This window comes from Idiomarina sp. (assembly GCF_048265525.1).
Classification (GTDB): domain Bacteria; phylum Pseudomonadota; class Gammaproteobacteria; order Enterobacterales; family Alteromonadaceae; genus Idiomarina.
The window spans coordinates 260,430-273,961 of the sequence record NZ_JBLXBI010000002.1 but is presented as its reverse complement, the minus strand read 5'-3'; the positions used below and the strand labels follow the sequence as shown (position 1 = coordinate 273,961).

Sequence of the window (13,532 nt, the reverse complement as noted above, 5' to 3'; positions counted from 1 at the left end):
CTCTAATGTAAAAGCTTGAACAAGGGAAGTGAAGCTCAATTTAGGCGCTATGAATAAAAAGACTCAATTAACCACTCTGCTGGCCGCTATAACCACAACGCTAATTTTGGCAGGATGCCAAATAACACCTAATAACGTAAAACGCGTGGTCAATTCCGGCGTGCTTAGCGGTAGCAACCCAAGCGCCGTGGTGGAATCTATGGCACGTGAACGTTTGCATAGCTACCGCAGCAACCCACAACTGCTTATTAGCGACATTGAGGACTTACGCGAGGCTTTGCGCGACCTGCGTGCCGTTGCTGAAGCCATTTGGGGCGACGAGGAAAACACGGTTCCCAGCGCGAAAAAGTACGTTAAATACAGTGATAACTTTCATGCCAAAGCCGTTGTCGATTTTGAGCAGGGCCTGCTGACCGTTGCGACATTGCATGACAGCAATGATCCAGCCAAAACCCGGGAACAACTCAAAGCCGCTATTGTGCGTACGCTGTTAACGCCAACCGACCTCACTGCCGTTGATATTTTTACCGATAAAGAGCCTGAACGGACGGGAAAACCATTTTTGCGCGGGCAAGTTGTTGACCAGGACAATGTGGTCGTCGAGTACGAATGGCGGGCGAATCGCTTTGCCGAGTATTTGGTGAAAAACCAGTTGCGCACCCGGCGCGCTAAAAACAACAAGGTGTATGAGGTTCAAATTGCTTTGGTCGATGAACACCAGGAGCTACGCAAACACCAGTATGCAGACTACGTTATAGCCGCAGCGCGACGCTATAACCTGGAGCCTGAGCTTATTTATGCCATTATTGAAACCGAAAGCAGCTTTAACCCTTATGCGGTGAGCCACGCTAACGCTTACGGCTTAATGCAGGTAGTGGCATCGACCGCCGGACGTGACGTGTTTGAACGCGTTCGTAAAATTCCCGGGCAGCCCACGTCTCAACAATTGTTTGACCCGGCTCAGAACATTGATATTGGCAGTGCCTATTTGCACATTTTGAACACCCAGTACTTAAAAGGTGTGCAACATCCGCGCAGTCGCGAATACGCTATTGTTTCAGCGTACAATGGTGGCGCCGGTAACGTGCTGAAAACCTTTTCTTCCAACCGCAGCAACGCGGTTCAAATTATAAACCGAAGTCAGCCCGGCATTGTTTACCGGGACTTAACTTCTAAGCATCCGTTAGCGGAGAGCCGCCGATATTTAGAAAAGGTGATGTACTTTAAGCAGAGTTACTGACACGAACCGCAACAAAAGTCTTTACCGTGCTCAGGTGCCGATGCTTTCTTTTCAACAAAAAGCAGGTTGTTTTCCAGGTGAATATGCTCGTGCAAATCATCCTGCAGCTCTTTTAAGCCTTTATAAAGAGCTGTCCAGGTACCACAGGCGCCTTCCGGTAGCGTTAAGTTATTGGTCAGTTCGTCAATTCTATTAAGTTCACCTTCATGCTGAACGTGTTCGCTTTCCATTACTGAAATTGGCCCGCCGGGATAAACACCACGTGACAGCAAAGGAAAAAGAATTTGTTCTTCTTTTGTCATGTGGCTTTCCAGCTCCTGCATCAGGTTATCCAGGTGTTCAGTCAGACCAACCGGGGCTTCGGGGTGATCACCATGAACGGCTTCAACGCGCATGGCCAATTGCTTTAACTCAGGAAGCTGTTCGCGATGGCGCTGATGAAAACGCAGATAAATATGCTCTATCAAATGCTTGGGTGAAGCGTCCTGCCATTGTTGCTCGGCAGTCTGTAAACGGTCATCGAAAGTACTCATGGGTCACTCCTGTTTGCTAAATAAAGTTTCTTACTCCGGTCAGGACTGCAACAAACAGGCCAGCTCCTACCCCGTTAGGATTATTGACTCTCCGGGGTGTCACGGTACTATCAACCCAACCAATAAGGGTATTTTTAACCTGGGCAGTCAATTTAACCATGTTGCAAGAAAGTCTATTAGCAGACCTGCTTACCGAGCAGCCTGCAGCGGTTCGTTTACAAAATCTGGTCAACACCTTGCGCAGTCACTTCAACTGCGGCGCAGTGGTTTTATTAAAGCTGGATAATGAAGTGCTGCAACCGGTTGCTATTCAGGGGCTGGTACGCGAGGCCTTGGGTCGTCGGTTTGTTGTAGCACAGCACCCCCGGTTAGCGGCATTGCTGGCATCTCGTAACCCCGTACGTTTTGAGCACGATTCGTCATTACCAGACCCCTACGACGGACTGCTCGCTGAGCAGCCAGGTAATGCGCTGCCCGTTCACGACTGCATTGGTATTAGTTTGTATCTGGAGAATAAGTGTTGGGGTGTACTGACCTTAGACGCACTGCAACCCGGTACATTTACCGACAACTCAATGATTGAACTGCAAAAGTTTAGCTTGTTCGTTGAGACCGCCGTTCGCATTGGCCAGCTGGAGCAAAACGTCAGGGCTCTGCGACAAGGCCAGCAACGCACTATGCCAAAATCCGGCACCACAGAAAGAAACGAGTCGGAAATTATCGGGCACAGCAAAGCCATTGAAAGTGTGCTGAAAGAACTGCGAGTGGTTGCCAGTGCCGATTTGCCCGTACTGCTACTGGGCGAGACCGGTGTCGGTAAAGAGCTGTTTGCCCGTGAACTGCACATACTCTCACAGCGCAGCGACAAACCCCTTATTTATGTAAATTGCGCGGCTCTGCCCGAGTCACTTGCGGAAAGCGAGCTTTTTGGACACGTAAAAGGGGCGTTTTCCGGCGCAACCAGCGACCGTTCAGGACGCTTTGAAGTCGCTCACGGCGGTACGCTGTTTCTGGATGAAGTTGGCGAGCTGCCCTTATCCATACAGGCCAAGTTACTGAGAGTACTGCAAAATGGTGAAATTCAGCGTTTAGGCTCTGACAAATACCGAAAAGTAGATGTTCGCCTTATAGCCGCCACCAACCGAAATCTGCGCCAGCAAGTCAGTAATGAAACTTTCCGTGCTGATTTATACCACCGCCTTTCGGTTTATCCTTTGCCAATTCCGCCATTACGCGAGCGCGGTGACGATGTGTCTATTCTGGCCGGACATTTTCTCGAGCTAAACCGGGCTCGTCTGGGGTTGCGGGCTTTGCGCTTATCGCCGGAGGCTGAGCTTGCCATACAACAGTATCAGTGGCCAGGTAATGTGCGTGAACTGGAACATGTTATCAGCCGGGCCGCTATTAAGCTGCTTAGCCACGGTGTGGAAAAAACCGATATTGCCACCATTGAACCCGACATGCTGGATCTGGATGTGCAACTGCCTTTGTCAGCCACCACCGACTCTGGAAAAAACTCCGTAGGAGCCAGCTTACCTCCGGCTAACGTGTCGATGAAAGAAGCGGTAAATTATACTCAGCGCAAGATGATAGAGGCAGCTTTAAGCCGTCATAACAACAGCTGGAGTCAGGCCGCTAGAGACCTGCAGCTGGATGCCAGTAACCTGCACAAAATGGCCAGCCGGCTGGGAATGAAGTCGTGACGCGGGAGCTGTTAATTCGATTATTGTGGCGCGCTCTGGCGCTATTTTTTGTATTACTTGGACTTATCGGCATTGCCCTGCCGGTAATGCCCACAGTACCTTTTCTCATTGCGGCATTGTGGGCTGCTAGTAAAGGCTGGCCCCGGCTTGAAGCCTGGCTACTTAACCACCCCAAATACGGCCCGGACATAAAAGCCTGGCGCGACCACCGGGTCATTAAACGCCGTTCTAAGATAATAGCCTTAGTCATGATGGCAACCGGGTACCTGGTACTATGGTTATTTGTTCCGCAAGTTCCGGTGTGGCTAAAAGCAATTGTCGGTGTTGTGCTGGTTGTGGTCGGGTGCTGGCTGGCTGCGCGCCCCGACCACTCTCCGGAAGAAACTTAACCCGGGTTACCGTCGGCGCGGGGTGTTGTCAGCACCTTAAAATAAACCACAACATAAATGCCATAAGCCAGAGTCCAGGCTAAAGCACTACACATTAACCAGTGGCTGGCTAAATCGGGAGCCATCCAGATTAAGAAGACCCGGGTTAAAGCGGCTATTAACACCAGTAAAAATGCGCCGGTCATTATCAGTTTTGGTTGCAACGGACGCCCACTATGACCCAACGAAACGCGCGCTACCATGCTGAGGATCATATTTCCCATAGCTCCGGCGGTTAAGGAGTGCAGCGCCAGACTCTGCGTCAGGTCGAAACCCGCATAACGCAATGCAAATAACGCCAGACCAATGGGGATAAACCAATAAGCTAAATGCAGTGACCAAAGCAGCGGTACTCTCCAGGTTATCCAGATTTTCCAGCGCGCAACTCTTATCCCGGTTGCCACCGCTGAAACACCAAATAAAACGACCATTATCTGGTTAGGCAACAGCGTGTGCAGATTCAGAAAGTGTACAGCAAAGATAAGCCACAAGCTGCCTAAAGCTATGCGATCAAGCCAGACTATTGGCGTTACTCTAGGCGTTTGAGTACCGTTGGCAGTAAACATTGGCAGCACTCGTCCGCCAATAATGGCCATTAACAAAGTCACCAGAAATACTGCGTTGTAAGCGCCAAGCACCTGAATGTGATAGTGACCAAAGTGTAAGCCGTAATGCATAAGCAAGTTGCACACCGTCAGCAACAGCAAAATGGGCACAAAGAATAAATTCCGGGTCTGATTTACTTTTAACACCATACGCCCGAACAGCAACGCGGCAACAGGTAAAAGACTGACATCCACAGCTGCAACTAACCACCACGGCAGTTCACCGCCCAACAGCAACATTAACCTGGCGGCTGCCCATAAAACGGTCAGAATAAGCAGAGTCTTGCCATGTGGCGCCCTAAGTCCGGTCCAGTTCTGCACCGCAGTTAATAAAAAACCCAGGACTATGGCAATAACAAAGCCAAATATCATTTCATGGCTGTGCCAGAACATGATGTTGCCGTATACAGGCAAACTGAGCTTTCCGCCAAGAGCTAACCCCCACAGCAGCATCGCTATGGCGCTAAACCCTGCCCCCAAAAGGAACAATGGCCGAAACGCCTGCCGCAGAATAGGAGTTAACTGCTCTTCTTTTTGTCTGTCTGTGATTTGCATCACTGTCACCGCTTATTAATAAAAGATACATTTTTAATATACCTTTTATTTTGACGAAGATCGACGCTCTACCACTAAAAGTCGGTTAATACCTATTTAGAGATTCTAGCCTGTCGCTAAACCCGCCAGTTGTAACCAATAGCCATTATTCTCTTTGCTCGTCAGGGTCACGGGATGTTCCCCATTGATATTATTGCGGAAGCGTTGTAGCCAGTCGAAAGTTCCCTCGGGTTGCGGACTAATACGCACAATATCGACCAGGCCATTCATACCCGGCAGCTGGTTTATCAGGTTATAACGTGTACCCGATTGCGTCTGAATACCATTAAGCACAAACACCTGCTGACCTTCCTGACTTTTCACTTCCCGGCCTTCCGGGTACTTTATGCAACACAGCTCGCACTGATCTTTCGGGCGGTTCTCCGAGCGGGCAGTAAAGCAACGACCAGACCAGGCCAAAGGTATATGACCAAAGGAGAAAACTTCCACTTCAAAGCAGTCCCTCACGGTGTCAATAAGGTTGTGCTGTAAGACGTCCTGCAGCCAGTCGCGGGAAAGTTCAAATGGAACCACCCAGCGGGTCATGCCCATATCAATTAAACGGCGCAGACTCTGGTGATTATAAATATTAATGGCCGGCCCTGCGGTAAAGTTCAACCCCTGCTCCTGCAGCACCCCAATAGCACTGACATCATTGGCTTCAACATCAAACTCGCCATTATCGCAATATTTACCCAGCTCCCGGAGCTCCGCAGGAGCTTCCAACAAGGTCATTGTCGACAGCGTTACTTTTTTCCCGGCTTCTCTCAGCATATGCGCTATCGCCAGATAGTCATCCAGTTTTAATTCACGACGCTTACTGCAAACGGTTTCGCCCAGATACACATGGTCAACATCCGACTCCGCGGCTTGCTGGTAAAAATCAAAAACCTGTTGTTTCGGCCAAAAATACAGAATAGGTCCTAGAGAAAACTTCATATTGGTTACTTCCATTTCCGGTGGTACGCGCCCAGCGTCGTTTGACTGCCTTCAGAAAGTGAGGCCAGAACCGAATTCCAGTTATCTTCCACTTCAAAGGCGTCCGGGTCGGTCATAACGGCATCGATAGCCTGACGCCAGACTCTGGTAATTTGCGACACATAAGCCGGGCTGCGCTGCCGCCCTTCAATTTTTAACGAGGCAATGCCTTCTTTATACAGTTGCGGCAACAAACTTAAGGTATTCAGGCTGGTCGGTTCTTCCAGTACGTTGTAAGTTTCGTCGTCAACCGAAAAACGCCCTTTGCATAAAGTGGGATAACCCGCTTTTTCGTTTTCATCAAAACGGTCGATAAGCACGCCGTTAAGCCGTGACTCCAGTTTATTGTCCTGTTCGTCCCACTCCACAAAAGCCGCAGGTGAACAGGCTCCAGCGGTATTAGGAGACTCGCCGGTTAAATAAGAGCTAAGATAACAACGCCCCTCCGCCATAATGCAGAGACTACCGAAAGCAAAGACTTCCAGCTCGACGTCAGTTGTGCGTGCCAGTGCTCTGACTTGCTGCATAGACAGAACTCGGGGCAAGACCACCCGCGACACGCCAAACTGCTGGTAAAAACGGATGGCTCCGGCGTTGGTTGCAGAGGCCTGCACCGATAAGTGCCTTTCAACTTTGGGGTACCTTTCAGCGGCATAAGCCAGAACCGCGAGGTCTGCAATAATCAATACATCAGCGCCGGCCAGAACAGCATCATCAACCGCCTTTCGCCATTTTTCCCAACTGTTGGCATGCGCAAAGGTATTAATGGCAACGTGCAGTTTACGACCATGCTTGTGCACATAGTCCGCTGCTTCTGCTAGCTTCATCTGATTTAAATTCAGACCCGCGAAATGACGCGCATTGGTTTCATCCTTTAACCCCACATAGACCGCATCGGCACCATTTTCTATAGCAGCTTTTAATGCAGGGATACTTCCGGCCGGACACAGCAATTCCATTTAAAACCTCTATTTAATATTTTGTAGCACCCTAATTATTAATTCATTATAGTGCTCACAACTTTTATTTTGTTGTTGCAAAAGGAGCAAAATATGAATACCACCAATTGGGTATCTTCTATACCTAAAATAATTCGACCAATAAATAAATTAATTCCGCCTCAATTTATTAACTTTGGATCTGAAAAGTTATTAAACCTTTTATTTAAGGAAGAAATTTCTTCAGGAGAGCTTAATTTTATTTCCGGGAACATAATAGAGATAAAGGTCAAAGACATTGATTTATCTCTATTTTTGACGTTAAAAGGAAACCAACTAAAATCCCTTAAGAGCCCAGTTGAACCCGACGTACAGCTCTCAGCAGACGGTGACGCACTGCTTTTACTGATTTACGGAAAGGTTGACCCTGACACATTATTCTTCAATCGAAAACTAATGGTGAAAGGCAATACCGAATTAGGGTTACATTTAAAAAACTTCTTAGACACTATTGAGGTAAATCAAAAGCTACCAAGGGCCTTATATTTAATAGGAGATCGGTTTAGTGATTTTATTTATAAAGAAAAAGGTGAAACAATACAGATAAGTTAATTAAATAGTTTTTGACTGGGGTCAAGGGGTGGTTATGAGTACAGTTACCTGGGATAAAGAGTTAATAGAAAAATACAACATTAATGGACCTCGTTATACGTCTTATCCCACAGCGTTAATGCTTTCCGAACAATTTTCAGAAAGCCGCATAGAAGCCGCGCTGAAAAATGCAAATGACGGACTGTGTCTGTATTTGCACTTACCTTTCTGTCACAAGCTTTGTTATTACTGTGGTTGCAATAAAGTAATTACCCGCCACCAGCATAAAGCCGATAAGTATCTGGATTACCTCGCCCGCGAAATGGCGATGTACCAGCCAATGGTAAAGGACAAGAAGATCCGCCAGATTCATTTAGGCGGTGGCACCCCAACCTTTTTGACTGAACAGCAACTGACCCGCCTAATGGAACTGGTTCATCAGCATTTTACCTTCGCGGATAATCCTGAGGTCAGCATAGAGATTGACCCACGCAGCTGCAGCGACGAAAAGCTTCGCCATTTACGCGAGTTAGGTTTTAATCGTGTCAGCTACGGGGTGCAGGACTTCGACAAGAAAGTTCAAATTGCGATCAATCGCGTACAGGATATTGAGCTTATTGCACACCAGCTAGAACTCAGTAAAGAGTTAGGCTTTGAGTCAATCAACTTAGATCTTATTTACGGCCTGCCTTACCAGCGTCCGGAAACCTTTAAGAAGTCTATTGAGCAAGTCATTGAAATGGATCCCGATCGCATTTCAGTGTTTAGCTACGCCCATTTACCCCAGCGTTTCGCTGGTCAGAAGAAAATACCGGAAGAGTCCATTCCGCAGCCATCGGTTAAGTTGAGCCTGCTGGAACAAGCCATTACTCAGCTGAATGACGCCGGTTATCAGTTTATCGGCATGGACCATTTTGCAAAAAAAGACGATGGCCTTGCCATAGCTCAGCGCGAAGGCCGCTTGCAGCGTAACTTCCAGGGCTACACTACCGACGGTCAGGACGCACTGCTGGGCTTAGGTGTTTCATCCATTAGCCAGGTGAACGGTGTACTGTGGCAACACGAAAAAGAGCTTCCTGCCTACTACAAAATGATAGATAACGGACAAAAACCCATTATAAAAAGCATGGCGTTAAACGACGAAGATAAGCTGCGTGCCGCATTAATTTCTCAGGTTATTTGCCATTTCGAGCTTGATATAGAAGCTTTTAAAGCAGAATGGGATCTCGAAGATTTTTGGGCTCATTTCGCCGAAGCCATACCACTACTAAAACCATTCATTGAAGACGGTCTAGTCGACGTCTCCGACAAAAAGCTCCGCGTCACCGACTTAGGTCGCCTCTGGGTTCGCAGTATCTGCGCCTGTTTCGACGAATACCTGGATCACGGCCAAAACCGCTACTCCAAAGTCGTTTAGCGGCTGGGGCGGTAACCCGGCCTTCATACGCTTGGGGAGAGCCTAAGAAAGACGCCCGCAAGTACTTCCCTGTAGGGCTTGGGTGGCGCCATCCTTGGCGCCACACACTTTCTTAGGCTCTCCCCGGCGCATATTGCGACCGGGTTACCTCTATCAGCTGACTTTGGAAAGCAAACCTTAATAGTCAGATCAACGGTAGCTTCCGAAAAGCGAGTGCGACGAAGCATCCAACTAGATAGAGGTAGAGCAACAGGGGAAGGTGTTGAGGGAAAGGGCTGTTGCGCTCAGAGAGTGTGTGGCGCCAAGGATGGCGCCACCCAAGCCCCCAGGGATGGGTTTACGGCGTCTCTCTGAGCGCAACAGTCCTTTCCCGAGAGAGCCTTTCCCCTTCCCCGCTAGCTGAGGAAGGTGGCTTGGTTTAGCCATAGGTGTAGCAGGATGCTGGCTGCGTAGCCTATTGCTATTACCGGTGTCCATTTCAGGTGCGACATAAAGGTGTAGTAACCTCTGGCTTGTCCCATTAAGGCAACGCCTGATGCGGAACCGATAGAGAGCAGGCTGCCGCCGGTACAACAGGCCAGGGTTATTAGCAGCCAGTGTCCGGTGGACATTTCAGGGTCCATGGACAGTACTGCAAACATCACCGGGATGTTATCCACAAGAGCGGAGACCACACCTAGAATACTGTTTGCTATGGTTGGGTCTAAACCACCGTAAAGAGACTCGGACAGTAAACCTAAATAACCCATAAAGCCTAAACCGCCAACGCACAGCACAATGCCGTAGAAAAACAGCAAGGTGTCCCATTCGGCACGGGAAACCCGGCTGAATACGTCGAATGGCACGACACCACCAAGTTGTTGCAGGCGTTTTTGGTCGCCTTCGCGTTCTGCCATTGCTCGCTTGCGCGCCAGTGATCCCGGCAGGGTCATACGCAGGAAGTAACCGAAAAACTGTAAGTAGCCCAGCCCCATCATCATACCGAGCACCGGCGGTAAATGCAGCCAAATGTGGCATGCAACGGCGGTTGCGACTGTTAATAAGAACAAGAAAGTAATGCGCAGGGCTCCGCGCTTAAGCTCGACTTCGGTATGCAATGTTGTCGGACTTTTGTTCTCAATAAAGAAGCTCATGATAATTGCGGGTATTAAGTAGTTCACCAACGCGGGCACAAACAGCTGTAAGAACTCGGTAAATTCTACTTTGCCGGACTGCCACACCATAAGCGTGGTTATGTCCCCAAACGGGCTGAATGCACCGGCGGCATTAACCGCTATAACAATACTGGAACAGCAAAGCGCGACAAACTTTTTATTGCCCTCGGCCACCTTCATCACCACCGCCGACATCAGCAAAGCGGTGGTCAGGTTGTCCGCAATAGGCGAGATGAAAAACGCTAAAAAGCCGGTTATCCAGAAGAGTTTTCGATAGGTAAAGCCCTTTTTCATCAACCAGGCGCTGAGCGCATCGAACAAACGCCGTTCTTCCAACGCATTGATGTAGGTCATTGCCACCAGCAAAAACAACATCAACTCTGCGAACTTTAGTAAGTTTTCCCGGAAGGCTTCTTCCGCGAGGACCGCGTTGTCGCCACTGTAAACAAACCCTATGAGTATCCATATAACCCCCGCCGCAACCAGCACAGGCTTGGATTTTCTCATGTGCAGTTTCTCTTCTCCCATCACCAAAATATACGCAAGGATAAAAATAACGATGGCAGCGTAACCAACGGTCGATGACGTGAGATCGATACGGTCAGCAGAGGGTTCTGCAGCCAGTACTGATACCGAAAACAGCAGCGAAATGACGGTAAACAGCAATCTTTTCATAGCGTTTTTTTAGTGCAGTTCAGAACCAAAAGATAAACTGCACCAACTCTCCTTGTTGGTTGGTGGTTAAGAATGAAAGTGGTTGATTATTCCGGCAGGAATTTTCGCGCGGAGATTACCACAAAACTCGAATTCTGAGAGCTACAGAAAGAGGGAAAATTAATCCCTCTCTGTAAGCATTTTGTGCCACTTTAGCTAGCTCTGCGCAATACCCTATTGGATTGTGCCGCACCCACAGCAACCTCTGCAGGCTGCTTGCGGTGATAATGACGCAAATGGTGCTCTTTTCGACGGCCTGCACTAAAAGCAGACACTCGTTTTAAGTAACCAATCACCCGGGTTCCGTAATCGATATCTTCAGAACCACAGTAAGAACATTCGCTTAAAGTGCGTTTATCAATCTGCTCGCAGGCGTTGCAAATGGTAATTTTGACGTTAATGCAGAAGTAATTACAGCCCGTTTTCGCGGCAATATTGAGTAACGACAAATAACCTGAGGTGTTGAGCTTTTCATCAAGGTTCAAATGCAATGCCGAACCGCCATCCAGGTATTCAATCAATTCTTTTCCGTGAAGAACCAGTTTATCCAGTGCATTGGCATCTTCGTCTTCTACGGCATAAAAGTAGGAGTTGTAGCAGTCACGGCTCACTTTATAGCCGTCAGATCGGTCCCACTTGGCGTTCTTCACACCCAAGTTTTCTGCTGGCACAAACTCGGTATTAAACATATATCCGTATTCTTTTTTAGCGGCCTTGTTTGCGTCATAAATCACTTTTAGATGGCTTTGCACAAAGTCTTTATAGGCCTCGTTGTTTCCCGCAGTAATGCCCTGAGATTCAGCCGCTTCAACCATGCCGTTAATACCAATAGTCAAAAACTGCTTGTCCAGGGTAATAAAGCCCGCGTCGTACACGGTTAATAAGCCCGCTTCCTTGTATTCTTCCATCAGCTTTCTGTAAGCCACCTGATATTTGTGAATTTTGCTGATTTCTTCCTCTAAATCTCGGCCATCCTGCACCAAACGGTTCATGTTCATGGTAATGACATTAATAGAGCCTGTCGCGACACCACCGGCACCCAAAGTGTAGGAGAACGTATTGTCGCTAATTTCACTGCGTAGCCGGCAACAGGACGCTAACGAGTCGGCATTGTCGGACAAGTAGACAAAGAAGGAATTACCGCTTGCCATTTCCCCGGCAATTTTTTCGGCAAACAGCTGATCTTTGCACTTTCCGTTGTCCGTCAGCATAGCCACTGTTACCACAGGGAAGGTCAAAATGGTCTTTTCCCGTTCCTTGTTAAACCAGTCCAGGAAGAAGTCCTGTAGTGCGCTAACCGAGCGCCACTCCGGTTTAGTGAAGTCCGCAGGGAAAACAAACTCGCCAAACATACTGTCAAAGTAATGCTGGTCATAAATAGAGATATTCCAGAACACACTCTGGTAGCCGCGAGCCGCCGCAGGCTGATTCAACGCATACACCACGTGCTGCAGATGGTTTTCAATTTGGTGACGATGGGTATTTAAGTAGTCGTCGCCGTAGTCTTTGCGGGCAAAGTAATCAAAGTAAGTTAAGAACTCGACCGTTGCAACAGCCCCCGCAAACTGCGAGCTCACGGCAAAAACAAAGTTAACAAAGGTGCCGCAGAACGACTCTAAATGCTTAGGTGCCTGAGACTCGCCACCCAGCTTAGTTAAGCCGTCACGTAAAAACGGATACATAGTGACCGAGACACAATAAGGCTTCAGACTGGTTTCGTCATGCACGTAAATTTCATGATTCTCAATTTGCCGAACATATTCTTTCGCCAAATCATTACCAAAGAGTTCGCTAATTTTATTGCTGACCTGTTTGCGGTTAACCTGCACAAAAAAATCTTTCATTAACTCAGCTTCAAGCGTTGCTATATTCTTTTGTGTGACATTGGCGTTTGCATCCATTTTCGATCCATCAGCCGCATTTTGAGCATGCAGATACTCGTGAATGAAATCGACTTTGCCAGTGACTTGTTCTTCGTTTAAGCGCAACATAATTATTCTCCTGTTTGAAACTTGCAGTTCAGTAACTGCTGTGTTCGTAAATCATAAAAGCGTTGGTTGGTGGTTGGGCTTTCCAGCCCACCCCGGGCAGCAATCCACGGCCCGGTTTTTAAATAAGTCAGTTGTTCGCGAAGGGTCAGAGAGACGTCTTCATAACCGGTATACAAGCAGGTCTCTAGCCCTTCGTTTCGTACTTGCTTTAATAGTTTCAGTAGTGCTGTGGGCTGCCATTCGCCGCCCAGAAAGAGAACGCAGCTAATTAACCCATGGTATTTTTGCAACTGCTGCGTAAGATGCTCCGGCGTTAGCGGAGAACCACTTCCCACCGGCCAGCTATCCACACTATGGCAACCTTTACAGCCAACCGGGCAGCCGGTAATGGTGTAAGCTAAGGCCACTTCTCCGGGAACCTCCTGCCAGACAATTTGTTCCGCGCTGTAATGTAGCCTTGTAGGGTAAATCGCCATAAAACACCATATATTGTTATTAACTTAAAAATAATCACTACATATTGTGCTTCAGCATAGTTAAGTCTGTTTCGAGTGCATTGATCACGCTCAAGATTTAAGCAAGAAGGAAAAAATGACGGGGCCATAAAGAGATACCCATTAAAGGGTAGAAATAACCTTTAGGGTAC

At 48.1% G+C, this 13,532-nt stretch carries 12 protein-coding genes; 5 read left to right on the top strand and 7 right to left on the bottom strand.

The annotated features are described in order from the left end of the window. Window positions 1–49: 49 nt before the first annotated feature. Window positions 50–1,240 (top strand): murein transglycosylase domain-containing protein, encoded by a 1,191-nt coding sequence (locus ACN0TF_RS06750; protein ID WP_417441291.1) that lies wholly within the window; start codon window positions 50–52, stop codon window positions 1,238–1,240. Here ACN0TF_RS06750 and ACN0TF_RS06745 read toward each other — a convergent pair. Continuing rightward, window positions 1,234–1,773: a hemerythrin domain-containing protein gene (locus tag ACN0TF_RS06745; RefSeq protein ID WP_110013002.1), complete on the bottom strand. Its 540-nt coding sequence runs from the start codon at window positions 1,771–1,773 to the stop codon at window positions 1,234–1,236. The two genes, ACN0TF_RS06750 and ACN0TF_RS06745, sit on opposite strands and share 7 nt — an antisense overlap. A 158-nt stretch (window positions 1,774–1,931) precedes the next feature. Here ACN0TF_RS06745 and norR point away from each other — a divergent pair, with 158 nt between their 5' ends. Then, the gene (gene norR / locus ACN0TF_RS06740) at window positions 1,932–3,476 is read left to right on the top strand and encodes a nitric oxide reductase transcriptional regulator NorR (RefSeq protein ID WP_417441290.1); all 1,545 of its coding nucleotides are present in this window, start codon (window positions 1,932–1,934) and stop codon (window positions 3,474–3,476) included. Further along, the gene (locus ACN0TF_RS06735; RefSeq protein ID WP_255801535.1) at window positions 3,473–3,865 is read left to right on the top strand and encodes a YbaN family protein; all 393 of its coding nucleotides are present in this window, start codon (window positions 3,473–3,475) and stop codon (window positions 3,863–3,865) included. The genes norR and ACN0TF_RS06735 overlap by 4 nt, the downstream gene beginning before the upstream one ends. Here ACN0TF_RS06735 and ACN0TF_RS06730 read toward each other — a convergent pair. From ACN0TF_RS06730 to ubiU, 3 genes are all read right to left on the bottom strand, one after another. Beyond that, entirely contained in the window at window positions 3,862–5,064 is a 1,203-nt protein-coding gene (locus ACN0TF_RS06730; RefSeq protein WP_417441289.1) for an NnrS family protein, read from the bottom strand. The genes ACN0TF_RS06735 and ACN0TF_RS06730 overlap by 4 nt on opposite strands. A gap of 105 nt (window positions 5,065–5,169) precedes the next feature. Further along, complete coding sequence (locus ACN0TF_RS06725; protein ID WP_417441288.1) at window positions 5,170–6,042, bottom strand: U32 family peptidase; 873 nt, start codon at window positions 6,040–6,042, stop codon at window positions 5,170–5,172. 5 nt (window positions 6,043–6,047) lie between these two features. Beyond that, entirely contained in the window at window positions 6,048–7,040 is a 993-nt protein-coding gene (gene ubiU / locus ACN0TF_RS06720; protein WP_286824149.1) for a ubiquinone anaerobic biosynthesis protein UbiU, read from the bottom strand. A gap of 93 nt (window positions 7,041–7,133) precedes the next feature. On the opposite strand from ubiU, the gene ubiT reads away from it, so the two are divergent. Further along, window positions 7,134–7,631 (top strand): ubiquinone anaerobic biosynthesis accessory factor UbiT, encoded by a 498-nt coding sequence (gene ubiT / locus ACN0TF_RS06715; protein ID WP_417441287.1) that lies wholly within the window; start codon window positions 7,134–7,136, stop codon window positions 7,629–7,631. 34 nt (window positions 7,632–7,665) lie between these two features. Next, a complete protein-coding gene (gene hemN, locus ACN0TF_RS06710; protein WP_417441286.1) occupies window positions 7,666–9,027 on the top strand; it encodes an oxygen-independent coproporphyrinogen III oxidase in 1,362 nt (453 codons plus the stop codon). A gap of 395 nt (window positions 9,028–9,422) precedes the next feature. Here the strand turns inward: hemN and nhaD are convergent, their stop codons facing one another. The 3 genes from nhaD to nrdG form a co-directional block, all read right to left on the bottom strand. Next, entirely contained in the window at window positions 9,423–10,856 is a 1,434-nt protein-coding gene (gene nhaD / locus ACN0TF_RS06705; protein WP_417441285.1) for a sodium:proton antiporter NhaD, read from the bottom strand. 191 nt (window positions 10,857–11,047) lie between these two features. Further along, on the bottom strand, window positions 11,048–12,886 hold the full coding sequence (gene nrdD, locus ACN0TF_RS06700) for an anaerobic ribonucleoside-triphosphate reductase (protein WP_417441284.1): 1,839 nt from the start codon (window positions 12,884–12,886) through the stop codon (window positions 11,048–11,050). Between the two features lie 2 nt (window positions 12,887–12,888). Next, the gene (gene nrdG / locus ACN0TF_RS06695; RefSeq protein WP_417441283.1) at window positions 12,889–13,362 is read right to left on the bottom strand and encodes an anaerobic ribonucleoside-triphosphate reductase activating protein; all 474 of its coding nucleotides are present in this window, start codon (window positions 13,360–13,362) and stop codon (window positions 12,889–12,891) included. Window positions 13,363–13,532: the final 170 nt, after the last annotated feature.

What these genes read in the sequence shown, in the direction of transcription:
- nhaD (WP_417441285.1), bottom strand. Translation starts at nt 10,856, where the DNA reads ATGAAAAGATTGCTGTTTACCGTCATTTCGCTGCTGTTTTCGGTATCA.
- ACN0TF_RS06750 (WP_417441291.1), top strand. Translation starts at nt 50, where the DNA reads ATGAATAAAAAGACTCAATTAACCACTCTGCTGGCCGCTATAACCACA.
- nrdG (WP_417441283.1), bottom strand. Translation starts at nt 13,362, where the DNA reads ATGGCGATTTACCCTACAAGGCTACATTACAGCGCGGAACAAATTGTC.
- ubiT (WP_417441287.1), top strand. Translation starts at nt 7,134, where the DNA reads ATGAATACCACCAATTGGGTATCTTCTATACCTAAAATAATTCGACCA.
- hemN (WP_417441286.1), top strand. Translation starts at nt 7,666, where the DNA reads ATGAGTACAGTTACCTGGGATAAAGAGTTAATAGAAAAATACAACATT.
- norR (WP_417441290.1), top strand. Translation starts at nt 1,932, where the DNA reads ATGTTGCAAGAAAGTCTATTAGCAGACCTGCTTACCGAGCAGCCTGCA.
- nrdD (WP_417441284.1), bottom strand. Translation starts at nt 12,886, where the DNA reads ATGTTGCGCTTAAACGAAGAACAAGTCACTGGCAAAGTCGATTTCATT.
- ACN0TF_RS06745 (WP_110013002.1), bottom strand. Translation starts at nt 1,773, where the DNA reads ATGAGTACTTTCGATGACCGTTTACAGACTGCCGAGCAACAATGGCAG.
- ubiU (WP_286824149.1), bottom strand. Translation starts at nt 7,040, where the DNA reads ATGGAATTGCTGTGTCCGGCCGGAAGTATCCCTGCATTAAAAGCTGCT.
- ACN0TF_RS06730 (WP_417441289.1), bottom strand. Translation starts at nt 5,064, where the DNA reads ATGCAAATCACAGACAGACAAAAAGAAGAGCAGTTAACTCCTATTCTG.
- ACN0TF_RS06725 (WP_417441288.1), bottom strand. Translation starts at nt 6,042, where the DNA reads ATGAAGTTTTCTCTAGGACCTATTCTGTATTTTTGGCCGAAACAACAG.